General features: G+C 71.7%; 22 protein-coding genes. 2 read left to right on the top strand and 20 right to left on the bottom strand.

Annotated elements, in window-relative coordinates; genetic code table 11:
• Window positions 1–81: 81 nt before the first annotated feature.
• Together BLV39_RS23910 and rpe are read right to left on the bottom strand one after the other, a co-directional pair.
• Window positions 82–1,059 (bottom strand): GGDEF domain-containing response regulator, encoded by a 978-nt coding sequence (locus BLV39_RS23910; RefSeq protein WP_090797121.1) that lies wholly within the window; start codon window positions 1,057–1,059, stop codon window positions 82–84.
• Window positions 1,056–1,736, bottom strand: coding sequence for a ribulose-phosphate 3-epimerase (gene rpe / locus BLV39_RS23905; protein WP_090797116.1), 681 nt, complete (start codon window positions 1,734–1,736; stop codon window positions 1,056–1,058). The genes BLV39_RS23910 and rpe overlap by 4 nt, the downstream gene beginning before the upstream one ends.
• Window positions 1,737–1,805: 69 nt before the next feature.
• On the opposite strand from rpe, the gene BLV39_RS23900 reads away from it, so the two are divergent.
• Window positions 1,806–2,690: a septum formation family protein gene (locus tag BLV39_RS23900; protein ID WP_090797113.1), complete on the top strand. Its 885-nt coding sequence runs from the start codon at window positions 1,806–1,808 to the stop codon at window positions 2,688–2,690.
• Here BLV39_RS23900 and BLV39_RS23895 read toward each other — a convergent pair.
• The 17 genes from BLV39_RS23895 to pyrR all read right to left on the bottom strand — a co-directional run bounded on the left by BLV39_RS23895 (window position 2,683) and on the right by pyrR (window position 21,156).
• Window positions 2,683–4,197 carry an RsmB/NOP family class I SAM-dependent RNA methyltransferase gene (locus BLV39_RS23895; RefSeq protein WP_090797110.1) on the bottom strand — a complete coding sequence of 505 codons (1,515 nt, stop codon included), beginning with the start codon at window positions 4,195–4,197 and terminating at the stop codon, window positions 2,683–2,685. The genes BLV39_RS23900 and BLV39_RS23895 overlap by 8 nt on opposite strands.
• Complete coding sequence (gene fmt / locus BLV39_RS23890; protein ID WP_090797106.1) at window positions 4,152–5,078, bottom strand: methionyl-tRNA formyltransferase; 927 nt, start codon at window positions 5,076–5,078, stop codon at window positions 4,152–4,154. Before fmt ends, BLV39_RS23895 begins: the two co-directional genes overlap by 46 nt.
• Window positions 5,078–5,635 carry a peptide deformylase gene (def, locus tag BLV39_RS23885; RefSeq protein ID WP_090797102.1) on the bottom strand — a complete coding sequence of 186 codons (558 nt, stop codon included), beginning with the start codon at window positions 5,633–5,635 and terminating at the stop codon, window positions 5,078–5,080. The genes fmt and def overlap by 1 nt, the downstream gene beginning before the upstream one ends.
• A gap of 103 nt (window positions 5,636–5,738) precedes the next feature.
• Window positions 5,739–7,886, bottom strand: coding sequence for a primosomal protein N' (locus tag BLV39_RS23880; protein ID WP_239084126.1), 2,148 nt, complete (start codon window positions 7,884–7,886; stop codon window positions 5,739–5,741).
• Window positions 7,887–7,949: 63 nt separating this feature from the next.
• The gene (locus tag BLV39_RS23875) at window positions 7,950–8,186 is read right to left on the bottom strand and encodes a hypothetical protein (RefSeq protein ID WP_090797099.1); all 237 of its coding nucleotides are present in this window, start codon (window positions 8,184–8,186) and stop codon (window positions 7,950–7,952) included.
• 86 nt (window positions 8,187–8,272) lie between these two features.
• Window positions 8,273–9,469, bottom strand: coding sequence for a methionine adenosyltransferase (gene metK, locus BLV39_RS23870; protein WP_090797097.1), 1,197 nt, complete (start codon window positions 9,467–9,469; stop codon window positions 8,273–8,275).
• A 72-nt stretch (window positions 9,470–9,541) separates the two neighbouring features.
• Complete coding sequence (gene coaBC, locus BLV39_RS23865; protein WP_090797094.1) at window positions 9,542–10,759, bottom strand: bifunctional phosphopantothenoylcysteine decarboxylase/phosphopantothenate--cysteine ligase CoaBC; 1,218 nt, start codon at window positions 10,757–10,759, stop codon at window positions 9,542–9,544.
• A 4-nt stretch (window positions 10,760–10,763) separates the two neighbouring features.
• Complete coding sequence (rpoZ, locus tag BLV39_RS23860; RefSeq protein WP_089255590.1) at window positions 10,764–11,030, bottom strand: DNA-directed RNA polymerase subunit omega; 267 nt, start codon at window positions 11,028–11,030, stop codon at window positions 10,764–10,766.
• A gap of 20 nt (window positions 11,031–11,050) precedes the next feature.
• Entirely contained in the window at window positions 11,051–11,578 is a 528-nt protein-coding gene (locus tag BLV39_RS23855; protein ID WP_090797091.1) for a guanylate kinase, read from the bottom strand.
• Between the two features lie 25 nt (window positions 11,579–11,603).
• Window positions 11,604–11,921, bottom strand: coding sequence for an integration host factor, actinobacterial type (mihF, locus tag BLV39_RS23850; protein WP_090797089.1), 318 nt, complete (start codon window positions 11,919–11,921; stop codon window positions 11,604–11,606).
• 168 nt (window positions 11,922–12,089) lie between these two features.
• Window positions 12,090–12,935: an orotidine-5'-phosphate decarboxylase gene (gene pyrF / locus BLV39_RS23845; RefSeq protein ID WP_090797086.1), complete on the bottom strand. Its 846-nt coding sequence runs from the start codon at window positions 12,933–12,935 to the stop codon at window positions 12,090–12,092.
• Window positions 12,932–13,942 carry a quinone-dependent dihydroorotate dehydrogenase gene (locus tag BLV39_RS23840; RefSeq protein ID WP_090797764.1) on the bottom strand — a complete coding sequence of 337 codons (1,011 nt, stop codon included), beginning with the start codon at window positions 13,940–13,942 and terminating at the stop codon, window positions 12,932–12,934. The genes pyrF and BLV39_RS23840 overlap by 4 nt, the downstream gene beginning before the upstream one ends.
• Complete coding sequence (gene carB, locus BLV39_RS23835) at window positions 13,932–17,267, bottom strand: carbamoyl-phosphate synthase large subunit (protein ID WP_090797083.1); 3,336 nt, start codon at window positions 17,265–17,267, stop codon at window positions 13,932–13,934. Before carB ends, BLV39_RS23840 begins: the two co-directional genes overlap by 11 nt.
• On the bottom strand, window positions 17,260–18,378 hold the full coding sequence (carA, locus tag BLV39_RS23830) for a glutamine-hydrolyzing carbamoyl-phosphate synthase small subunit (RefSeq protein WP_090797080.1): 1,119 nt from the start codon (window positions 18,376–18,378) through the stop codon (window positions 17,260–17,262). Before carA ends, carB begins: the two co-directional genes overlap by 8 nt.
• A complete protein-coding gene (locus BLV39_RS23825; protein WP_090797078.1) occupies window positions 18,375–19,652 on the bottom strand; it encodes a dihydroorotase in 1,278 nt (425 codons plus the stop codon). The genes carA and BLV39_RS23825 overlap by 4 nt, the downstream gene beginning before the upstream one ends.
• Window positions 19,649–20,569, bottom strand: a complete 921-nt coding sequence (locus BLV39_RS23820; RefSeq protein WP_090797075.1) for an aspartate carbamoyltransferase catalytic subunit — start codon at window positions 20,567–20,569, stop codon at window positions 19,649–19,651. Before BLV39_RS23820 ends, BLV39_RS23825 begins: the two co-directional genes overlap by 4 nt.
• Window positions 20,566–21,156 carry a bifunctional pyr operon transcriptional regulator/uracil phosphoribosyltransferase PyrR gene (gene pyrR, locus BLV39_RS23815; protein ID WP_090797073.1) on the bottom strand — a complete coding sequence of 197 codons (591 nt, stop codon included), beginning with the start codon at window positions 21,154–21,156 and terminating at the stop codon, window positions 20,566–20,568. The genes BLV39_RS23820 and pyrR overlap by 4 nt, the downstream gene beginning before the upstream one ends.
• Before the next feature lie 282 nt (window positions 21,157–21,438).
• On the opposite strand from pyrR, the gene bldD reads away from it, so the two are divergent.
• Window positions 21,439–21,927 (top strand): transcriptional regulator BldD, encoded by a 489-nt coding sequence (gene bldD / locus BLV39_RS23810; protein ID WP_089255599.1) that lies wholly within the window; start codon window positions 21,439–21,441, stop codon window positions 21,925–21,927.
• A gap of 74 nt (window positions 21,928–22,001) precedes the next feature.
• Here the strand turns inward: bldD and nusB are convergent, their stop codons facing one another.
• Entirely contained in the window at window positions 22,002–22,412 is a 411-nt protein-coding gene (nusB, locus tag BLV39_RS23805) for a transcription antitermination factor NusB (protein ID WP_176985056.1), read from the bottom strand.
• Window positions 22,413–22,422 lie beyond the last annotated feature (10 nt).

Raw genomic sequence — 22,422 nt, 5'->3', positions numbered from 1 at the left:
ACACGCAATTCGCAGAACAGCGATCGACAGGCGACCTACCTCACACGCGGCGACGGTCACGGACACCGCGGAATAAATCGGTCAGCTGGCCGCGAGCCGCCGGTCAACCGCCACGTACGAGCCCGGTTGGCTCTTCGCGACGCCCTTCATCTCGTTGGCCAGCGCGATGATCTCGCGCGGGTCGGAGAACCGGCGGTCGCCGCTGGAGAGGGCCACCCCGATCGAGAGCGTGACCAGTGCCGCCCGCTGGATGTTGTTGCGGCGATCGCGGACCTCGACGTAGCCGCGGGAGGCGTCGCGCTCGTCGTAGAGCCCGTCGGTGGTCTTCTCGTAGTCGAGGACCGCCTTCTCGGACAGCGGCCGGACCTGCTGCGGCGCGCAGACGATCACGAAGTCGTCGCCACCGATGTGGCCGAGGAACGCCGGTGGCAGGCCGGCCTCGATCACCGCCCGGTGGAGGCTGCGGGCCAGCGCGCTGATGAACTCGTCGCCCCGGCCGAAGCCGTACACGTCGTTGACGCTCTTGAACCGGTCGATGTCGATGTAGGCGACCGCGTAGTCGGTGCCGCTGCGGACCCGGTCGGTGATCTCGCGGCCGATCCGGGTGTTGCCGGGCAGGCCGGTCAGCGGCGAGACCTCGCGATATTCACGGTTGCGGCGCAGCGTCGACTCGACCCGCGCGCAGAGCTCCGAGGTGTCGAACGGCTTGACGATGTAGTCGTCGGCGCCGTTCGTCAGCCCGTAGACCTTGTCGACGGTCAGCCCCTTGGCGGTCAGCATGATGATCGGCAGCGCGGCGGTCATCGGGTTGGCGCGCAGCCGCCGGGTCAGCTCGACGCCGTCGATGCGGGGCATCATCAGGTCGACCACGCAGAGGTCCGGCCGCGCGCGCTCGATCAGCTCGAGCGCCTCCTGCCCGTCGGCGGCGTGCATGACGTCGAAACCGTGCAGTTTGAGGCTGATCCCGACGAACCGGGCGATGTCTTCGTCATCGTCGACGACCAGGATGAGACCGAGTTTGTTGGTGGTCTCCAGGCTGACCTCGCTGCGCTCGCTCATCGGTGCCCGACCACACCGGCCGCGAGGGCCCGCAGCCGTCTGATCGCCTCGGCCGGGTCGTCAGCGCCGTAGACCGCGGTGCCCGCGACGAACGCGTCGGCCCCCGCCTCGGCCGCCTGCTCGATGGTGTCGGCGGCGATCCCGCCGTCGACCTCGATGCGCAGTTCCAAATGGCCGCTCTGCTGGGCCGCACGCACCTGGCGGACCTTGTCGAGCATTTCCGGCACGAAGCGCTGTCCGCCGAAGCCCGCCTTGATGGTCATCACCAGCAGCGTGTCGAAGCTGGGCAGCAGTTCCAGGTAGGGCTCGATCGGGGTGTCCCGGTCGATCGCCAGGCCGGCCTTGGCACCCGCCGAACGCAGGTCCTTGGCCAGCGCCACCGGGTTGTCGCACGCTTCCGCGTGGAAGGTGACGTTGTACGCGCCGGCGTCGGCGTAGGCCGGTGCCCAGCGGCGCGGTTCGTCGATCATCAGGTGCACGTCGAACGGCAGTTGCGTGATCGGGCGGAGGCTCTGCACCACCGGCAGCCCGATCGTCAGGTTGGGCACGAAATGGTTGTCCATGACGTCGATGTGCAACCAGTCGGCGTCTTGCTCGACCAGACGGACCTCGTCGGCGAGATGGGCGAAGTCAGCGGCGAGGATGCTGGGGGCGACGATCGGCGACGGTCGGGTCACCGGGCCAGTGTACGAACCTGAGGCCGATCCCCGTAGGGTTGCCCTCAACCCGGCCCTGTGGAGGGATGCATGCGACGGTGGTGGGCAGTGGGCCTCGCGGGCCTCGTGGCAACTCTGGCCCTCACCGGTTGCGGCGGCAACCCGGCCGGGGTCGACGGCGACATCAGCGACGACTGGCGCCCGATGAGCGAACCCAAGCCGTTCGTGCCCGACGCCGAGGTCTGCCACGCCTCCGCGGTCGAGTCCGGCTACCTGGCCGCGTACGCGCCGGTGGACTGCGCCTCCCCGCACATGATCGAGACGGTCCACGTCGGATCGTTCACGGACGCGGGCGCCAAACCACCGAAACCCGGCGAGAAGCCATACCAGGCGGCGTACGCCGACTGCGGCGCGAAGGCGGCCGACTACCTCGGTGGCGACTGGCGCACGGCCCGGCTCACCCTCAGCCTCGCGCTGCCCGGGCCGGAGGCGTGGCAGGGCGGCTCGCGCTGGTACCGCTGCGACGTCGGAGAGACGACGTCGCTCGACGACACCAGCACCGCCTACCGCTCCGCCTCGCTGAAGGGCGCGCTGACCAAGGCGGGCGGGCTGCACTACGGCTGCTTCACCCCGAAGATCTCCAAGGAGGTGGTGCAGGAGATGGTCGCGATCCCCTGCACCAAGTCGCACCGCAGCGAGTTCGTCGGCATCTTCGAGGCACCGAACAAGCCTTACAAGACGTTCATCGACGACGGCGAAGCCATCCACAAGGCCTGCCTGAACACCGTCGCGGCGTACGCCAAGCTGCCGAAGGACGACAACCTGGCGTTCCGCACCGGCACGATCTACTACTACCCCACCGCCGCCGAGTGGGACCAGGGCAACCGCGGCGTGAAGTGCTTCTCCTGGGACAGCGGCCGCACGTACACCAGGTCCATCAAGGGCGGCGGCACCTCCCTGATGCCGGTCAACTAGTCCGCTTCAGGACCGCCAGGAACATCGCGTCCGTCCCGTGCCGGTGCGGCCAGAGCTGCACCGTCGGGCCGGTGCCCAGGCCTGGCATGCCGGCCGGGAGCAACGGGCGGGCGTCGACGAAGTCGACCTCGATGTCGGAGCGCCGGGTGCCCTCGGTGACCGACACGTGCGTCTCGACGGTGTGCGGCGAGCAGGTCACGTAGCCGACCACCCCACCCGGGCGGACCGCCCGCAGTGCCGCGGTCAGCAACTCCCGCTGCAGCTTGGTCAGCGGCGGCAGGTCGCTCGGCTGACGACGCCAGCGGGCCTCCGGCCGGCGGCGCAGCGCACCCAGCCCGGTGCACGGCGCGTCCACCAGCACCCGGTCGAAACCCTGCTCGGGGAGCTCGGTCTCGCGGCCGACCTCGCGGCCGTCGGTGTGCAGCACGGTCACCGGGAAACCGGCGACCGCCTTGGACACGAGCTCGGCCCGGTGCTCGGTCACCTCGACCGCGGTCAACTGGGCGCCGCGTTGCGCGGCGAGCGCGCCGAGCAGGCCCGCCTTGCCGCCCGGGCCGGCGCACAGGTCGAGCCAACGGGTGTCGTTGCCCTCGATCGGCGCGTCGACCAGCGCGGCCGCGACGAGTTGCGAGCCCTCGTCCTGCACGTGCGCCCGGCCGTGGCGAATCGCGGCCAGGTCGCCGGGCGCACCGCCGGACAGGTAGACGGCGTAGGGCGAGAACGCGCCCGGGGACCCGCCGACCTCCTCGGCCAGGTCAACCGCGTCGACCCGGCCGGGCCGGGCGCAGAGCACGACGGCCGCTGCCTGGTTGTCCTCGATCAGCAGTCGGCTGGTTTCCTCGAGGTCGCCACCGAGCGCCTCCTGGAACGCCCGCACGATCCACTGCGGGTGGCTGTTGGTCAGGGCGAGGTTGCCGATCGGGTCCGTCTCGTACGCCGGCGCGAGCTGTTCGACCCAGGTGTCGAGGTCGCGGGTGGTGATCTCGCGGAGCACCGCGTTGGCGAAGCCGGTGGCGCCCGGCGCGACGATCCGCACGAGGTCCACGGTGGACGAGACCGCGGCGTGCGCCGGGACCCGCATGTTGAGAATCTGGTAGGCGCCCAGCCGCAGCGCGTCGCGTGCCGGCGGGTCGATCCGGTCGACCTCGCGGCCGGCCGCGTGGGCGATCACCGCGTCGAGGGTGCCGAGCGCGCGCAGGGTGCCGTAGGTCAGCTCGGTGGCGAACGCCGCGTCGCGGCCGCGCACGTCGCGGTCGGTCAGGATGTGCGGCAGGACCAGGTTGGCGTACGCGTCGTCGCGGTGCACCGCGGCGATCGCCTCGTAGGCCGCGAACCGGGCCGGGTCGACCGTCGGTCGGCGATCCCGGCTGGCCGGGCCGCGCCCGCCGTCGCCGCGCCCGCCGTCGCGCCCGCGTCCGCCGCCACCTTCACCGCGGCCGCCCGGGCCGCGCACCGGGGCGCTCACGCGAAACGCTCGCTGGACTCGACCCGGACGCCGCGCGCCCAGTCGGCGGCCGGCATGGCCCGCTTGCCCGCGGCCCGCACCTCACCGAGGGCGACCGGCGTGGTTGCCGTGCCGACCAGGACGCCGGTGCGGTCGACCAGCAGGTCACCGGGCTTGAGCGCGGGACCGTTGGCGACGGGCCGGACCGGGCCCAGCTTGACCCGGTCCTCGCGGAACGTGGTCCAGGCGCCTGGCGCCGGCGTACAGGCTCGAATTCTGCGGTCGACCGCGAACGACGGCTCCTCCCACCGGACCATCGCGTCCTCGACGCTCAGCTTCGGCGCCAGGCTCACCCCGTCGGCGGGCTGCGGCTCGGCCCGGGCCGTGCCCTGCTCGATCGCGTCGAGCACGGCGACCAGCAGCCCGGCGCCGGACTCGGCCAGCCGGCCGAGCAGGTCGCCGGAGGTGTCGGTGGGCCGGATCTCGTCGGTCAGGGTGCCGTAGACCGGACCGGTGTCCAGGCCCGCCTCGAGCTCGAACACGCTTGCTCCGGTGATCTCGTCGCCGTGCAGCACCGCGTGCTGCACAGGTGCGGCGCCACGCCAGGCCGGCAGCAGCGAGAAGTGCAGGTTGACCCAGCCGTGCCGGGGAATCTCCAGCGCCGCCGGCGGCACCAGGGCGCCGTAGGCGACCACCGGCACGCAGTCGGGCGCGAGGTCGCGCAGCCGCTCCTGGAACTCGGGCTCACGCGGCTTGGCCGGCGTCAGCACCTCGACACCGTGCTCGTCGGCCCAGGCCCCGGCGGGCGAGCGGACCAGGTTGCGGCCCCGGCCGGCGGGCGCGTCGGGCCGGGTGACCACGGCCAGCAGCTCGTGGTCGGAGGCGGCGATGGCCTCGAGAGCGGGCAGCGTGACCGCCGGTGTGCCGGCGAAGACCAGGCGCATCAGCGGACCCCGCCCAGGCCGAACGCGCTGTGCGGGTTGGCCTTGATCACCGGCGGCGCGCCGGCGTCGTACCACTCGGCCTGCCGGATCTCCTTCATCGCGTCCTTGCGCGCCGCGGCGTCCAGCCGGTCGATGAAGAGCACCCCGTCGAGGTGGTCGGTCTCGTGCTGCACGCAGCGCGCCATCAGGCCGCTGCCGACCAGCTTGATCGGGTCGCCGAACTGGTTGAAGCCGGTGGCCACGACGTTCTGGCGGCGCTTGGTGTCGACGTAGACCCCCGGGATCGACAGGCAGCCCTCCGGGCCGTCCTGCTCCTCGTCGTCGGGGAAGCTGACCGTCGGGTTGACGATGTGCCCGACCACCTCGTCGACGTCGAAGGCGAACACCCGCAGCCCGACGCCGAGCTGCGGTGCGGCCAGCCCCGCCCCGGACTGCTCCTGCATGGTCTCGACCAGGTCGGCGACCAGCTTGCGCAGCTCAGCGTCGAAGTCGACGACCTGGTCGGCGGGGGTGCGCAGCACCGGGTCGCCGAACAGACGGATGGGCTGGACGGTCACGTGGAACTCCTCGTTCGGGGTCGCTCGCGCGGGGGCGGGCGAGGCGCAATCCCGACAAGTCTACGGAGCCCTGCCCGGAACCGCCCGGACCCCCGATGTGACGTCAGAACAGGTCGGTGGCATCGACCTGGACGCGCACCGGATCAGGTGCCTTGCGGGCGCTGCGTACGCCGGTGGCGGCGTGCAGCGCGGCGGCCACCTCGGCGGCTTTCGCACGGGGGACACGGACCAGATAGCGCTCCTGGCCCTGGTCGGCGGGCACCGGCCCGAGCAGCTCGGCGTCCGGCGGCAGATGAGCGGCGTCGAGCAGGTCGGCCACCGCCGGCGCGGCACCGGTCAGGCTGGCCATCCGGGCGGCCGGGGGGAACCGCAGCTCGCGGCGCTCGGACAGCTCGCGCTCCGCGTACCAGCCCGGGTCCCAGCGCAGCAGGGCCTGGACGACCGGCACGCTGCCGTCGGCGACCACGACCACCCGGCCGCTGGGCTTGGCGAGGGCCGCCGCGGTCATCCAGCGCCGCAGCGCCTCCTCGCCGGCCCGCAGGTCGGCCCGGGTGAGCAGCGCCCAGGTGTCGAGCAGCACCACGGCCCCGTAGCCGCCCTCGGCGACCGGCTCGGCGCCGGGCGTGGCCACCACCACCGCGGCCGTCGCCGGCACCTCGGTCAGCACCTCGTCCCGCCCGGAGGTGCGCACCGGGATGTCAGGGAACGCCCGGCCGAGCTCCTCCGCGGTCCGGCGGGCACCGGTGACCGAGGCACGCAGCCCTCGCCCGCCGCAGTGCGGGCAGACGTGGTCGCCGGCCACGCGGCCGCACCAGCGGCAGGCCGGCACCGCGTGCGAGGAGCGCAGCGCGAGCGGGCCGGCGCAGGCGGTGCAGCGGGCCGGAGCCCGGCAGGTGGCGCACGAGACCGACGGCAGGTAACCGCGGCGGGGCACCTGGACCAGCACCGGCGCGTCGGCCTTAAGGGCCGCTCTCGCGGCTTCCCAGGCCAGGCTGGGCAGCCGCGCGGTGGCGGCGCCGGGGTCGCGGGCCAACTGCGGGTCGTCGCCGGTCGGGGTGATCGTCGGCATGCGCCGCCGCAGGGTGGCCCGGTCGGCGACGACCTCGCGGGCCCAGCCGGTCTCCAGCAGGAGCTGTGCCTCGGTGGTGCGGCTGAAGCCTCCCGCGAGGGCGGCCGCGCCGGCCCGTTGCGCCCTGGTGAGGAGGACCTCGCGGGCGTGCGGGTACGGGGCCCTGGGCTCGGCGTGCAGGTCGTCACCGTCGTCCCAGATCACCACCAGGCCGATGTCGTGGACCGGGGCGAAGGTGGCGGCCCGGGTGCCGGCGACCACCTTGACCTGGCCCCGGCTGGCGGCCAGGAAGGCCCGGTAGCGCTTGGCCGGGCCGAGGCCGGCGGCCAGGATGACGTGCCGGTCGGGGCCGAGCGTCTTGGCCAGCGCGGCGTCGAGGCGTTCGAGGTCACGGGCGTCCGGCACGACGGCGACCACGCCCTTGCCCGCGGCGAGGGTGACGGCGGCGGCCTCGGCGATCCGCGCGGGCCAGTCCTCCCCCGGCAGCGCCGACCAGACGGCCCTTGGGCTCTTGCCGTCCCGCAGCGCCCGCAGGAACCCCTCGCCGGCCTGGTACTCGGACCACCCGGTGCCGGTGACAAGCGCCGCGGGGGTCGCCGGTTCGTCCGCTGCGGCGGCCAAAGGCGACTCGCCCACCGGCTCCGAGCGGTCATCGCCCTCGGCGACCTGCGGGCGGTCCTCACCGGCTGCGGGCGGGCGGTCCTCGCCGGCCGCAAGTAGGCGGTCCTCGCCGGCCGCGAGTCGGCGGTCCTCGCCGGCCGTCTGGAGAGTGTCGTCTCCGACCGCGGGCGGGCGGTCGGCGCCGGCCGCGGGCGGGCGGTCGGCACCGGCCGCCTGCTCGGCCCGGGCGTGCCGGGGCGGGACGGCCAGGCGCAGGACGTCGGCCAGGCTGCCCGCGTAGCGGTCGGCCACCGCTCGGGCGAGCCCCGCGATCTCCGGGGTGAGCACCGGCTCGGCCGAGACGAGCCGATCCAGGTAGGCGAGCTTGGGCACCGCCGACTCCGCCGCGCGCTCGATCAGCCAGCCGTCGACGAGCTGGCCGGCGAAGCGGACCTTGACCCGGGTGCCCGGCCGCGCGGTCTCGTGGATCTCGGCCGGTACGAGATAGTCGAAGAGCCGGTCGAGATGCGGCAACGGCACGTCGACGCAGACACGGGCGACCGGCAGCTCGGGTGCGGGCACTCGCTCCGCACGGTTGCTCCGGTTCGCCACCGCACCATCCTTCCACCGCGCGGGACGCCGGGTTCAGTCGTCGTCCCTCCCCCGCCGTGGGAGGAAGCGGCGAGTGGCGCGCTCGGCGGCGACCAGGAAGAGCACCGTGATCACCACCATCGGGAACGTCGACGCGAGCGACTCGTCGAACGGTTCGTCGGTGAGCCAGACGCCTACGAGCGCGGCGAGGGGCCAGCCGACGAGGGCGGCCAGCGCATACCGGGCGACGTCACGCCATATGTCGCGGGCCTTGTCCGGGCGAGTCCGCATGGGACCGGGATACCCGTCGGGTGCGCATCGACAAACGCGAAAGCGGGCCCGCCGGAGCGGACCCGCTTTCGTGCGTTACGTGTGGCTCAGAGGCCGGCGGCGTTCTTCAGGTCGGCCGCGCGGTCGGTGTTCTCCCAGGTCAGGTCCGGCAGCTCGCGGCCGAAGTGGCCGTACGCGGCGGTCTGCTGGTAGATCGGGCGCAGCAGGTCGAGGTCGCGGATGATCGCGGCCGGGCGGAGGTCGAACACCTCGGCGATGGCCTTCTCGATCCGGTCGACCGGGACGTTCTCCGTGCCGAACGTCTCGACGAACAGGCTGACCGGGTGGGCCTTGCCGATCGCGTAGGCGACCTGGGCCTCGCAGCGCTCGGCCAGGCCGGCAGCGACGACGTTCTTGGCGACCCAGCGCATCGCGTACGCCGCGGAACGGTCGACCTTGGACGGGTCCTTGCCGGAGAACGCGCCGCCGCCGTGGCGGGCGTAGCCGCCGTAGGTGTCAACGATGATCTTGCGGCCGGTCAGGCCCGCGTCGCCCATCGGGCCGCCGATCTCGAAGCGGCCGGTCGGGTTGACCAGGAGGCGGTAGCCCTCGGTGTCGAGGCCGAGGCTCTCCAGCTCCGGCGCGATCACGTGCTCGCGGACGTCCGGGGTGAGCAGCGACTCGAGCGAGATGTCGGCGGCGTGCTGCGACGAGACCACGACGGTGTCGAGGCGGACCGGGCGCAGGCCGTCGTACTCGATGGTGACCTGGGTCTTGCCGTCGGGACGCAGGTAGGGAACCGTGCCGTCCTTGCGGACCGCGGACAGCCGACGGGCCAGGCGGTGGGCCAGCGCGATCGGCAGCGGCATCAGCTCGGGCGTCTCGGAGCACGCGAAGCCGAACATCATGCCCTGGTCGCCGGCGCCCTGGCGGTCGAGCGCGTCGCCGGCGCTCTCGCCGTCGCGGAGCTCGATGGCGGTGTCGACGCCCTGCGCGATGTCGGGCGACTGCGAGCCGATCGAGATGCTGACGCCGCAGGACGCGCCGTCGAAGCCCTTCTTCGACGAGTCGTACCCGATGCCGAGGATCGTCTCGCGGACGATGGTCGGGATGTCCGCGTAGGCCTGGGTGGTCACCTCACCGGCGACGTGGACCTGGCCGGTCGTGATCAGGGTCTCGACCGCGACCCGGCTCCGCGGGTCCTGCGCCAGGAGGGCGTCGAGGATGCCATCGCTGATCTGGTCAGCGATCTTGTCCGGGTGGCCCTCCGTGACCGACTCGGACGTGAACAGGCGACGTGCCACGGTGCTCCTCAAAATCTCGGGTCCGGCCCCAGGTCTCCGCGGCGCCGTAAGCCTCCGGCGGCCGCGCCCTGGTTAAGACGTACTGGTCAAGCGTGTTGTTATCAGATCCCAGACGGCGTCGGCGAGGTCTTCCTTGGGTTGCTGCGGGAAAACCGTCTCCGTGCCGTCGGCACCCAGCACCGTCGCGGTGTTGGCGTCGGACCCGAAGACTTTATCGGTGCCGACCTGGTTGACGACGATCAGGTCGGCGTTCTTAACAATTAGTTTTTGTCGCGCGTTGGCCAGCGCGTCCTCGGTGTCCACCGTCTCGGCCGCGAAGACCACCAGCACCTGACCGGCCGGCTTGCGCTCGCCTAGCTCGGCGGCGATGTCGGGGTTTAGCGCGAGGGCGATCGGCTCCGGACCGGCGCCCGGCACCTTCTTGATCTTCTGCGGGGCGTAGACCGCCGGGCGGAAGTCGGCGGGCGCGGCGGCCATCACCACGGCGTCGGCGTCGGCGGCCGCCTCGACGGTCGCCTTGCGCAACTCCTCGGTGGTGCTCACCACGACGACGTCGACACCGGCCGGGGCCGGGAGGGTCGGGTTGGCACTGACGAGGGTGACGCGAGCGCCGCGGGCCGCGGCGGTGCGGGCGAACGCGTAGCCCTGCTTGCCGGACGAGCGGTTGCCGAGGAAGCGCACCGGGTCGAGCGGCTCGCGGGTGCCGCCGGCCGTGACCACGACGTGCCGTCCGGTCAGGTCGAGGGGTGCGTCGGCGCCGCGGACCAGGACCCGGCGGGCGTACGCGAAGATCTCGGCGGGGTCGGGCAGGCGGCCCTTGCCGGTGTCGGAGCCGGTCAGCCGCCCGCTCGCCGGCTCGATCACCAGCACGCCACGGGAGCGCAGCAGCGCCACGTTGGCCTGGGTGGCCGGGTGCTCCCACATCTCGGTGTGCATCGCGGGCGCCAGCACGACCGGGCAGCGCGCCGTGAGCAGCGTGTTGGTGAGCAGGTCGTCGGCCAGACCGTGCGCGGTCTTGGCGATCAGGTCGGCGGTGGCCGGAGCCACCACCACCAGATCGGCTTCCTTGCCGAGGCGTACGTGCGGCACCTCGTGCGCGTCGGACCACACGTCGTCGGCGACCGGCTCACGCGACAGCGCGGCCCAGGTCGGCGCGCCGACGAAGCGCAGCGCAGCCGCCGTCGGGACGACCCGGACCCGGTGCCCCGACTCGGTGAACAGACGGAGCAACTCGGCGGCCTTGTAGGCGGCGATGCCGCCGCCGACGCCGAGGATGACCCGGGCCGTCATGACCTCAGGGGTTGTCGGTCGGCTCGGCCGTGAGCAGGCCGGCGTTGATCTCACGCATCGCGATGGAGAGTGGCTTCTCCTGCGGCGTGGTCTCGACCAGCGGGCCGACGTATTCGAGAAGGCCCTCGCCGAGCTGGCTGTAGTAGGCATTGACCTGGCGGGCGCGCTTGGCCGCGAAGATGACCAGCGCGTACTTCGACGTGGTCTTCTCGAGCAGCTCGTCGATCGGCGGGTTGGTGATGCCTTCAGGGTTGGTGGCGATGGATCCCACGAAAACAAACCTCAAAGTTCTCAACCGCCGCGCGGCGGTCGTGCCGGGGTCAGGAATGACGAACCGAGCAATCCTACCAGCTCATCGGCAGCGCGCCCGGCGGCGTGGTTGATGATCGCTCCGGCGACGCCGTCGCCGGCCGTCACCTGATCGGTGGGTGCCAGCAGGAGCACCGTCCGAGCGTCTGGAAATGCCAGGCTCACGAGCTCGGCGCCGCGCGGGTCGATGGAGAGCAGGACGGGCTCACCGGCCGCGAGCCAGTCCTCCACCGGGCGGCGGGGGGTGCCGTAGCGGTGGTGCCGGATCGCCGCGGACTCGAGCAGGCCGTGCTCGTCGACCATGCGGTCGAACGCGGCCTCGTCGACGAACGTGTAGTGCACGCCGTCGACCTCGTGGTCGCGCCGCCGGCGAGTGGTGACCAGGACGGGCATCCGCACCCATGGCGAGCGCGCCCGGACGAGCCGGATCACGGCTGCCCGACCGGCTTCCGAAGGACCGGTCAGGACCGTGAGCCGAGCCGCCGGGCGCGCCTCGTCATGCGTGGTCACAACTTGTTTTTACCCGGGTGCCGGGTCAGCTGCCGGCGAACTCTCCAAGGAGCGCCTTGCGCTGCTGGTCGCCCAGACCGCGCAGCCGGCGGCTGTCAGCGATCTTGAGCTTCTCCATGATCTGGGTCGCCCGGATCTTGCCGATGCCCGGCATCGCCTGCAGCACGGCCGAAACCTTGAGCTTGCCGACGACGTCGTCGCCTTCGGCCCGGTCGAGCACCGCGGCGAGGGTGGTCTTGCCCTGCTTGAGCTGCTCTTTCAGTTCAGCACGGGCTTTGCGGATCTCCGCTGCCTTTTCCAGCGCTGCCGCGCGCTGTTCGGGGCTCAGTGACGGGAGCGGCACCAGTTCTCCTCAGGTCCTACCGCGATCGGGAAAATCCGCCGCGGTCGTGAAACGTGGGGTGGCCGTGAACCAAAGGGGCATGTGGTTCCCAGCGCCGGGAAAACTAGCGGCCCGATTGGTTTTCGGCAACGTCGGCGCGCCTTGATCACGAAATCTTGATCCCCCGTGTCACCTCGATCGGGGGGCCAAAACGGCTCGGCACTGGGCCAGAACGTCGGCCGTCGCCGCTCGCAAATCGGACACCGAGGGCCCGCGAGCGAGGATCTCCCGCGAGTAGGACGGAACCACCCAATCAAGATCATTACCGAAAACCGTACGCAGGTCGGCAGCGGTCGCACCCTGCGCACCGAGCCCGGGCGCGAGAATCGGGCCGTTGACGCGGGAGAGATCGTGGCCGGTATCCCCGATCGTCGCTCCAACCACCAATCCGAAGCTCCCGAGCGGCTCCGTACCCGCGTTGAGCTGGGAAATCTCGTCGATCACGCTCTGAGCGACAGTCCGACCGCCGGGACCGACGGCGCGTTGCACCTCGGCGCCTTCCGGGTTCGAGGTGAGCGCGAGGACGAACACGCCGCCATCATGCGCGCGCGCCGCGTCGAACATCGGGGCCAAGGATCCGACGCCGAGGTACGGGCTCGCCGTGATCGCGTCAGCACGCAGCGGACTCGTCGGGTCGAGATACGCGGACGCGTAAGCGGCGACCGTCGATCCGATGTCGCCGCGCTTCACATCGAGGAGTACCAGTACGCCGGCTTCCCGCAACTGTCGGATAGCCGACTCAAGCACGGCGACCCCTCGGGAGCCGTGTCGCTCGAAGAAGGCCGACTGCGGTTTGACCACCGCGACCCGGTCGCCGAGCGCCTCGATCACGGTCGCACAGAATCGGGCCAGCCCGTCGGCGTCGTCCGGCAGCCCCCAGGACGCCAGCAGACTTGGATGCGGATCGATGCCTACACACAGCGGGCCGCGGGTCGCGAGGGCCTCGTACAGGCGTGATCCGAAGGCTTTGGTCACGATTGTCCTTTCTTCAACGACGCGATCCGCCGGACCAGCGCCGGCCCGTGGTAGATGAACCCGCTGTAGACCTGCACAAGGCTCGCGCCGGCGTCGAACATCCGCGCCGCATCGTCGGCCGTCATCAGGCCACCGACCCCGATCACCGGGATTTGTCCGCCCGTCTCGGTGTGCACGAACCGCACGACGTCGCGGGCCTTCGCGGTGAGGGGACGACCGGAGAGCCCGCCGGCCTCGGCCCCGGCGGCCACGTCAGCGGCCACCAGGCCGTCCCGGGCGAGGGTGGTGTTGGTGGCGATGACCCCGGCGGCCCCGCGGGCCAGGCAGACCTCCAGGAGCTCCGCGATGGCCGCCTCGGTCAGGTCCGGAGCGATCTTCACGAGGATCGGCTTCTCCCCCACCAGCGCGCCCAGCAGCGCGTCGATCGAGTCCCGATCCTGGAGGGACCGCAGCCCCGGCGTGTTGGGCGAGGACACGTTGACGGCGAAGTAGTCGCCGTAGTCCCGCAACAGCTTGTAGGACGCGAGGTAGTCGTCGACCGCGTCCTCGAGCGGCGTGACCTTGGACTTCCCGAGCGAGATCCCTAACGGGGCCCTCAGCGCAAGGGACCCTTCCAAGCGCCGTGCGAGGGCCGCCGCGCCCTCGTTGTTGAAGCCCATCCGGTTGACGATCGCGTCGCTGCCGCGCAGCCGGAACAGCCGCGGCTTCGGGTTGCCCGGCTGCGCGTGGGCGGTCACCGTGCCGACCTCGACGAAGCCGAACCCCAGGGCCGGCCAGGCCGCCAGCGCCACGCCGTTCTTGTCGACGCCCGCGGCCAGCCCGACCGCGTTGGGGAACTCGACCCCGAACACCGTGGTCGGCCGGCGCACCGCGTACCGCAGAGCCATCAGCCGCCGCGCGGCCGGCGGGAGGCCCGCCAGCCGCGTCAGCGTCCACTCGTGCGCGGTCTCGGCGTCGCCGGCACCGATCCGGAACAGGGCGGGGCGGACGACCCGCTCAAACAGCACGACCGCCACCCGCCCGCAGCGCCCGGTGCAGGTCCTGCAGCGGCCGCACGGTCATCTCGCCGCGGATCACGGCCTCGATGCCCATCACCGCGGCGGCCGCGCCCGGCACCGTCGTGATGCACGGGATGTCGGCGGTGACCGCCGCGCTGCGGATCTCGTAGCCGTCCGAGCGCGCCGAGGCGCCCGAGCCCTGCGGCGTGTTGACGACCAGCGCCACCTCGCCGTTGCGGATCAGCGTGACCGCGTCCGGCCCGGAACCCGCCTCTTCCCAGTGCTTGCGGATGATCTCGCAGGTGATGCCGTGCCGGCGCAGCACCTGGCCGGTGCCCTCGGTCGCCACGATCTGGAAGCCCAGGTCGGCCAGCCGCTTGATCGGGAAGATCATGCTGCGCTTGTCGCGGTTGCCGACCGAGACGAAGATCCGGCCCGAGGTCGGGAGCGAGCCGTACGCGGCGGCCTGCGACTTCGCGTACGCGTTGCCGAAGGCCGGGTCGATGCCCATCACCTCGCCGGTCGACTTCATCTCGGGGCCGAGCAACGAGTCGACGCCCCGCCCGGCCGGCGTGCGGAACCGCTTGAACGGCAGCACCGCCTCCTTGACCGCGGTCGGGCCGTCGGCGGGCAGGTCTCCCCCGTCGCCTGTCGGCGGAAGCAAGCCTTCGCCGCGCAGCTCAGCGATCGTCGCGCCGAGCATGATCCGGGCGGCTGCCTTGGCCAGCGGCACCGCGGTCGCCTTCGACACGAACGGCACCGTCCGCGACGCGCGCGGGTTGGCCTCGAGCACGTAGAGCGTGTCGTCCTTGAGCGCGTACTGCACGTTGAGCAGGCCGCGCACCCCGACACCGCGGGCGATCTCCTCGGTGTAGCGGCGGACCTCGGCCAGGTGCGACGCGGCCAGCGTGATCGGCGGCAGCGCGCAGGCCGAGTCGCCGGAGTGGATGCCGGCCTCCTCGATGTGCTCCATCACGCCGCCGAGGAAGACCTCGCCGGTGGCGTCGCAGAGCGCGTCCACGTCGATCTCGATCGCGTCGTCCAGGAAGCGGTCGACCAGCACCGGGTGGGCCGGCGAGATCTGGGTGGCCCGGCCGATGTAGGCGGACAGCGTCGGGTCGTCGTAGACGATCTCCATGCCCCGGCCGCCGAGTACGTACGAGGGCCGCACCAGCACCGGGTAGCCGATCTCGTCGGCGATCGCCTTGGCGTCCTCGTACGAGGTGGCCGTGCCGTGCGCCGGCGCCCGCAGGCCGGCCTTGGCCAGCACCGCACCGAACGCGCCCCGGTCCTCGGCCAGGTCGATCGACTCCGGGGTGGTGCCGACGATCGGCACGCCGGCGTCCTTGAGCCGCTGGGCCAGCCCGAGCGGCGTCTGCCCGCCGAGCTGCACCACGACGCCCACGACGCCCGGCCCACCGGCCGCGCGACCGGACTCGTTCTCGGCGTTGACGACCTCGATCACGTCTTCGAAGGTGAGCGGCTCGAAGTAGAGCCGGTCAGCCGTGTCGTAGTCCGTCGACACGGTCTCCGGGTTGCAGTTGACCATCACGGTCTCGTACCCGGCGGACCGCAGGGCCATCACGGCGTGCACGCAGGAGTAGTCGAACTCGATGCCCTGCCCGATCCGGTTCGGCCCCGAGCCCAGGATCAGCACCTTCGGCCGGTCCGAGGGCGCCACCTCGGTCTCCTCTTCGTACGAGGAGTAGTGGTAGGGCGTCGTGGCCTCGAACTCGGCCGCGCAGGTGTCGACGGTCTTGTAGACCGGCCGCAGCTCCAGGCTGTGCCGCAGGCGGCGCACCCCGTCCTCGCCCGCGAACTCGGGGCGGAGGGCGGCGAGCTGGCGGTCGGACAGGCCGGCCCGCTTGGCCCGGCGCAACAGCGGCCGGTCGAGCACCGGCGCCGCGACGATCTCGGCGCGCAGGTCGACCAGCTCGGCGATCTGGTCGAGGAACCACGGGTCGATCCGACCGGACGCGGCCGAGACCTCGGCCACCGTGGCACCCATGCGCAACGCCCGCTCGACGGTGTAGAGCCGGCCGTCGTGCGGCGTGCCCAGCTCGTCCAGGGTGGACGCCAGTGTCGCGCCGGCCGGGTCGGGCGTGGTCCAGAAGCCGACGGCGGTGGTCTCCATCGAGCGCATCGCCTTGTTGAGCGCCTCGGCGAAGTTGCGGCCCAGGCTCATCGCCTCGCCGACCGACTTCATCGTGGTCGTCAGCTCCGGATCGGCGCCGGGGAACTTCTCGAACGCGAACCTCGGGATCTTCACCACCACGTAGTCGAGCGCCGGCTCGAACGCGGCCGGCGTCTTAAGGGTGATGTCGTTGGGGATCTCGTCGAGCGTGTAGCCGATGGCCAGCTTGGCCGCGATCTTCGCGATCGGGAAGCCGGTCGCCTTCGAGGCCAGCGCCGACGACCGCGACACCCGCGGGTTCATCTCGATGACCACGAGCCGGCCGTCGTCCGGGTTGATCGCGAACTGGATGTTGCAGCCGCCGGTGTCGACGCCGACCTCGCGGAGCACCGCGATGCCCACGTCACGCAGCGTCTGGTACTCCCGGTCGGTCAGGGTCATCGCCGGCGCGACGGTCACGCTGTCACCGGTGTGCACGCCCATCGGGTCGATGTTCTCGATCGAGCAGACCACCACGACGTTGTCGTGCTTGTCGCGCATCAGCTCGAGCTCGTACTCCTTCCAGCCGAGCACGCTCTCCTCGATCAGCACCGAGTGCACCGGCGACTCGGTCAGCCCGGCGCCGGCGATCCGCTCGAGGTCCTCGACCGTGTGCGCCATGCCGGAGCCGAGGCCGCCCATCGTGAACGACGGCCGGACGACCACGGGCAGGCCGAGCTCGGCCGCCGCCGACCGGACCGACTCCATCGAGTCGCAGACCCGCGAGCGCGGCGTCTCCGCCCCGGCGAGCGCCACGATCTCCTTGAACTTCTGCCGGTCCTCGCCCCGCTGGATGGCCTCGATGTCGGCGCCGATCAGCTCGACGTTGTACTTCTCGAGGATGCCCATCTCGTGCAGCGCGACCGCGGCGTTGAGCGCGGTCTGGCCACCCAGGGTCGGCAGGATCGCGTCCGGCCGTTCCTTGGCGATCACCAGCTCGAGGAACTCCGGGGTGATCGGCTCGACGTACGTGGCGTCGGCGAACTCCGGGTCCGTCATGATCGTGGCCGGGTTGGAGTTGACCAGGCTGACTCGCAGCCCCTCCGCCCGCAGCACCCGGCACGCCTGCGTCCCCGAGTAGTCGAACTCGCACGCCTGACCGATCACGATCGGCCCCGACCCGATGACCAGCACGTGCGACAAGTCGCTCCGTTTAGGCACTGACCCTCTCCCCCGCGATGAGCTCCCGGAACCGATCAAAGAGGTAATCGGCGTCGTGCGGACCAGCGGCCGCTTCCGGGTGGTACTGGACGGTGAAGGCCGGGACGTCGTGCGCCCGCAGACCCTCCACCACGTTGTCGTTGAGGCAGACGTGCGACACCGCGACGTCGCCGAAGTCGGTCGCGACGGTGCCGTCGAGCGGCGCGTCCACGGCGAACCCGTGGTTGTGCGCGGTCACCTCGACCTTGCCGGTCGTCCGGTCGAGCACCGGCTGGTTGCTGCCCCGGTGGCCGAAGGCCAGCTTGTAGGTGCCGAAGCCGAGCGCCCTGCCGAGGATCTGTGAGCCGAAGCAGATGCCGAACAGCGGAATCTGCCGCCGCATCACCTCGCGGGCGAGCGCGACGGGGCCGTCGGCGGTGGCCGGGTCGCCCGGTCCGGGCGAGAGGAACACCGCGTCGGCGCCGGTGGCGAGCAGGTCGTCGATGGTCGAGCCGGCCGGCATCACGTGCGTGGTCACGCCCCGGGCGGCCAGCCGCCGGGCCACGTTGCGCTTGATGCCCAGGTCGACTGCGGCGACGGTGAACTCGTGCGTGCCAACCGCCTGCACGGTGTACGGCTTCGCGGTGGTCACCTGGGCCGACAGGTCGGCGCCGACCATCTCGGGCGCTTCCTGCACCTTGCGCAGCAGGGCGGCCGGGTCGTCGGTCACGCTGGACACGCCGACCCGCATGGCGCCCCGGTCACGCAGGTGCCGGGTCAGCGCCCGGGTGTCGACCCCGGAGATGCCCACCACACCCTCGGCGGCGAGCCGGTCCTCCAGATCGCCGGTGCGTCGCCAGTTGGAGGCGAGCCGGGCGGGGTCGCGCACCACGTACCCGGCGACCCAGATCTTCGCCGATTCGTCGTCCTCGTCGTTGACGCCGGTGTTGCCGATGTGCGGCGCGGTCTGGACCACGACCTGCCGGTGGTACGACGGGTCGGTCAGCGTCTCCTGGTAGCCGGTCATCGCGGTGGTGAACACCGCCTCGCCGAAGGTCTCGCCCACGCTGCCGTAGGACTCACCGTGAAACGTCCGCCCGTCCTCCAGGACGAGCAGCGCGGGGCGCCTCATTTGACTGCCTTTCCGTCCAGCACCGTCGGTTCGCCGCGCAGGAACGTCGCGACGACCCGACCGGGCAGGGTCATCCCCGCGTACGGGGTGTTACGTGAGCGGGATGCCGACGCCGTGGGGTCGACCTGCCAGCGGGCCGCCGGGTCGACCAGGGTGAACGTCGCGGGTGCGCCGGCCGCGGGCAGGTGGCCGTGGTCGGTCAGCCCGGCGATCCGGGCCGGCGTCCGCGACATCCGGTCGGCGATCAGCGGCCAGTCCGGCCCGAGGACGTCGAGCACGATGGACAGCGCTGTCTCCAGGCCGAGCATGCCGGGGCGCGCGTACGCCCACTCGCATTCCTTGTCTTCCATCGCGTGCGGCGCGTGGTCGGTGGCCACGATGTCGATCAGGCCCTCGGCCAGGGCCGCTCGCAGCGCGGCGACGTCCTTCTGGGTGCGCAGCGGCGGGTTGACCTTGAACACCGGGTCGTACGAGCTGGCCCGCTCGTCGGTCAGCAGCAGGTGGTGCGGCGTGACCTCGGCGGTCACCCGTACCCCCGCCGCCTTGGCCTGGCGAAGCACGTCGACCGACCCGGCGGTGCTCACGTGGCAGACGTGCAGCCGGGCGCCGACGTGGCCCGCGAGCAGCGCGTCCCGGGCGATGATCGCCTCTTCGGCGACCGCCGGCCAGCCGGTCAGCCCTAGCCGCGCGGAGATCTCGCCCTCGTGCATCTGGGCACCCTCGGTGAGCCGGGGCTCCTCGGCGTGCTGGGCGATCACGCCGTCGAACGCCTTCACGTATTCCAGGGCGCGGCGCATCAGGCGCGGGTCGGAGACGCAGTGCCCGTCGTCGGAGAAGATCCGCACCTTGGCGGCGGAGGTGGCCATCGCGCCGAGCTCGGCGAGGTGCTGGCCGGCCAGGCCGACCGTCACGGCGCCGATCGGCTGCACGTCGACCAGGCCGGCCTCGCGGCCGAGCCGCCAGACCTGCTCGACCACGCCGGCGGTGTCGGCGACCGGCGAGGTGTTGGCCATCGCGCAGACGGCGGTGTAGCCGCCCAGCGCCGCGGCCCGCGAGCCGGACTCGACGGTCTCGGCGTCCTCGCGGCCGGGCTCACGCAGGTGGGTGTGCAGGTCGACCAGGCCGGGCAGCGCGACCAGGCCATCGGCGTCGATCACCTGGGCGTTTTGGGCGCTCGCGCCGGCCTCGAGGACCACACCGTCGCGGACCAGCAGGTCGGTCGGCTCGGCGCCGACGACGCTGACGCCCTTGACGAGGTACGTGGTGCTGCTCATTTGCCCCCCAGGAGCAGGTAGAGGACGGCCATCCGGACGGAGACGCCGTTGGCGACCTGTTCGACGATCGTGGAGCGGGCCGAGTCGGCCACCTCCGGAGTGATCTCCATGCCGCGGACCATCGGGCCGGGGTGCATGACGATCGCGTGCTCGGGCAGCCGGCGCATGCGGGCCGCGTCGAGCCCGTAACGGCGCGCGTACTCGCGCGTCGACGGGAAGAAGGAGTCGTTCATCCGTTCGCGCTGGACCCGCAGCATCATCACCACGTCGACGTCCGGCAGCACCGCGTCGAGGTCGTAGGAGACGCGCAGGTCGGGCGACAGCGCCGGGCCGACGTCGACCGGGATCAGGGTCGGCGGGCCGATCACCGTGACCTTGGCACCCAGCGTGGTGAGCAGCAGGACGTTCGACCGGGCGACCCGGCTGTGCAGCACGTCGCCGACGATCGCCACGTGCAGGCCGGCGACCCGGCCCAGTCGGGAACGCATCGTGTACGCGTCGAGCAGCGCCTGGGTCGGGTGCTCGTGGGTGCCGTCGCCGGCGTTGACCACCGAGCCGTCGACCCAGCTCGCCAGCCGGTGCGGCGCGCCGGACGCGGGGTGTCGGACGACCACCGCGTCGGCGCCCATCGCCTGCAGGGTCAGCGCGGTGTCCTTGAGGCTCTCGCCCTTGGAGACGCTGGAGCCCTTGGCGGAGAAGTTGATGACGTCGGCCGACAACCGCTTGGCCGCGGCCTCGAAGGAGATCCGCGTGCGGGTCGAGTCCTCGTAGAACAGGTTGACCACGGTGCGGCCGCGCAGCGTGGGCAGCTTCTTCACCTCGCGGCTGGACACGTTGGCCAGCTCCGCGGCGGTGTCCAGGACCAGCGTGGCGTGCTGGGCGTCGAGGTCGGCGGCCGACAGCAGATGCTTGATCATTTGGTCTCCTCGCCGAGCAGCTTGACCTCGTCCAGGCCGTCGATCTCGGCCAGCGCCACCTTGACGATCTCGGCGCGCGCGGTCGGGATGTTCTTGCCGACGTAGTCGGCGCGGATCGGCAACTCGCGGTGCCCCCGGTCGACGATCACGGCGAGTTGCACGGAGCTGGGCCGGCCGAGGTCGGAGAGGGCGTCGAGCGCGGCCCGCACAGTGCGGCCGGAGAACAGCACGTCGTCGACGAGGATGACCCGCCGGCCGTCGATGCCACCGGGCGGCAGGTCGGTGGGGCCGATCGCGCGGGTGGCCTTGAGCCGGAGGTCGTCGCGGTAAAGAGTGACGTCGAGCACACCCACCGGGACATCGACCGACTCGAACGCGGCGATGCGGCTGGCCAGCCGGCGGGCCAGTGGAACGCCGCGGGTCGGGATGCCGAGCAGGACCGTGCCGTCGGCACCGTCCGTCTTCTCGAGGATCTGGTGCGCGATGCGGTCGACGACCCGCTGCAGGTCCGTTTCTGTGAGGATGACCTTCACAGTCGGTGGTGAACCGGACGTCGTCGAGGATGAAGCGGCCTGAGGATAGGCCACGGCGGACCTCCTTCCCCGCCTCACGGGACGGGTCGTTAAAGGATGTCTTCGGCGAACCGTCGATCACGTTACCAGCGGGGACCGTGCGGGTAAGCGCAGCGTGCCGTGCGTAACACTGCCGCGAGTCGTTGATGCATGGTGCAGGAAAATTCGGACAAGACACGACAGTTATCCCAAGTAATGGGTAATGAGCACTTGACCAGTTCTCTCATTCCCCGTACCGTCACGCTCCGTAGCGATAGCTGGGGAGAACCCCGGGTGCCAGCACTGGGAGAGTCGTCAATGCCTTCTGAGTACGCCAAGTCGTTGGGCGCGCGCCTGCGCTCCATCCGCCAGCAGCAGGGCCTCTCCCTGCAAGGTGTGGAGGAGAAGTCGAACGGTCGCTGGAAGGCGGTCGTCGTCGGCTCCTACGAGCGCGGCGACCGGGCCGTGACGGTCTCCCGCCTCGCCGAGCTCGCTGACTTCTACCGGGTGCCCGTCTCGGAGCTGCTGCCCGACGGCAGCGGTGTCCGCCACGAGCCCACCAACAAGATCGTGCTCGACCTCGAGCGCCTCTACGACGAGGCCTCGGAGGAGCTCGCCTACGTGGCCCGTTACGCGCGCGCCATCCAGCAGCAGCGCGGCGACTACAACGGCCGGGTCCTCTCGATCCGCGCGGACGACCTGCGCGCGCTCGCGATCGTCTACGACTCGTCGCCGTCGGGCCTGATCGAGCGCCTCAACGAGCACGGCGTCCTGGTCGCAGACCCCCGCGCCTTCTTCGCCAGCTAGATCCGCTCATACAACAAGGGCCCCTTCCCGTCGCCACGAGCGACGGAAGGGGCCCTTGTTGATGAAAGGGAGTTTTAGCGCGATGCGTACTCGGCGATTCGCCCGATGAGCCCGTTCAGGAACCGCGGGCTGTCGTCGGTCGACATCTGCCGGGCGAGCTCGACGGCCTCGGTGATCGCCACGGCGTCGTCGATCTCGTCGACGTAGAGCAGCTCGTAGACGGCGATCCGCGCCAGGTTGCGGTCGACCACCGGCATCCGGTCGATCGTCCAACCCTCGGCGTAGCTGGCGATCAGCTCGTCGATCCGGTCGAGGTGCGCGGCGACACCGTTGACCAGGCCGATCGCGTAGTCCAGGTGACCGGGCAACGGGCGGTCCAGCCGCGCGACGTAGTCCGTGAGCACGTCAGTGGGCGGCCGGTCCCGCAGGTCGGCTTCGAACAGCACATCGAGGGCCCGCTTGCGCGCCTTGCGGCGCGCGGGCATCGAGGTCTTG

The organism is Asanoa ishikariensis, assembly GCF_900107455.1.
Lineage (GTDB): Bacteria > Actinomycetota > Actinomycetes > Mycobacteriales > Micromonosporaceae > Asanoa > Asanoa ishikariensis.
This window is presented reverse-complemented; position numbering and strand designations above follow the sequence as displayed.

Coding starts and splice junctions, on each gene's coding strand:
- BLV39_RS23910 (WP_090797121.1), bottom strand. CDS start 1,059: ATGAGCGAGCGCAGCGAGGTCAGCCTGGAGACCACCAACAAACTCGGT.
- BLV39_RS23900 (WP_090797113.1), top strand. CDS start 1,806: ATGCGACGGTGGTGGGCAGTGGGCCTCGCGGGCCTCGTGGCAACTCTG.
- fmt (WP_090797106.1), bottom strand. CDS start 5,078: ATGCGCCTGGTCTTCGCCGGCACACCGGCGGTCACGCTGCCCGCTCTC.
- BLV39_RS23875 (WP_090797099.1), bottom strand. CDS start 8,186: ATGCGGACTCGCCCGGACAAGGCCCGCGACATATGGCGTGACGTCGCC.
- coaBC (WP_090797094.1), bottom strand. CDS start 10,759: ATGACGGCCCGGGTCATCCTCGGCGTCGGCGGCGGCATCGCCGCCTAC.
- carA (WP_090797080.1), bottom strand. CDS start 18,378: ATGAGGCGCCCCGCGCTGCTCGTCCTGGAGGACGGGCGGACGTTTCAC.
- BLV39_RS23825 (WP_090797078.1), bottom strand. CDS start 19,652: ATGAGCAGCACCACGTACCTCGTCAAGGGCGTCAGCGTCGTCGGCGCC.
- BLV39_RS23820 (WP_090797075.1), bottom strand. CDS start 20,569: ATGATCAAGCATCTGCTGTCGGCCGCCGACCTCGACGCCCAGCACGCC.
- bldD (WP_089255599.1), top strand. CDS start 21,439: ATGCCTTCTGAGTACGCCAAGTCGTTGGGCGCGCGCCTGCGCTCCATC.
- nusB (WP_176985056.1), bottom strand. CDS start 22,412: ATGCCCGCGCGCCGCAAGGCGCGCAAGCGGGCCCTCGATGTGCTGTTC.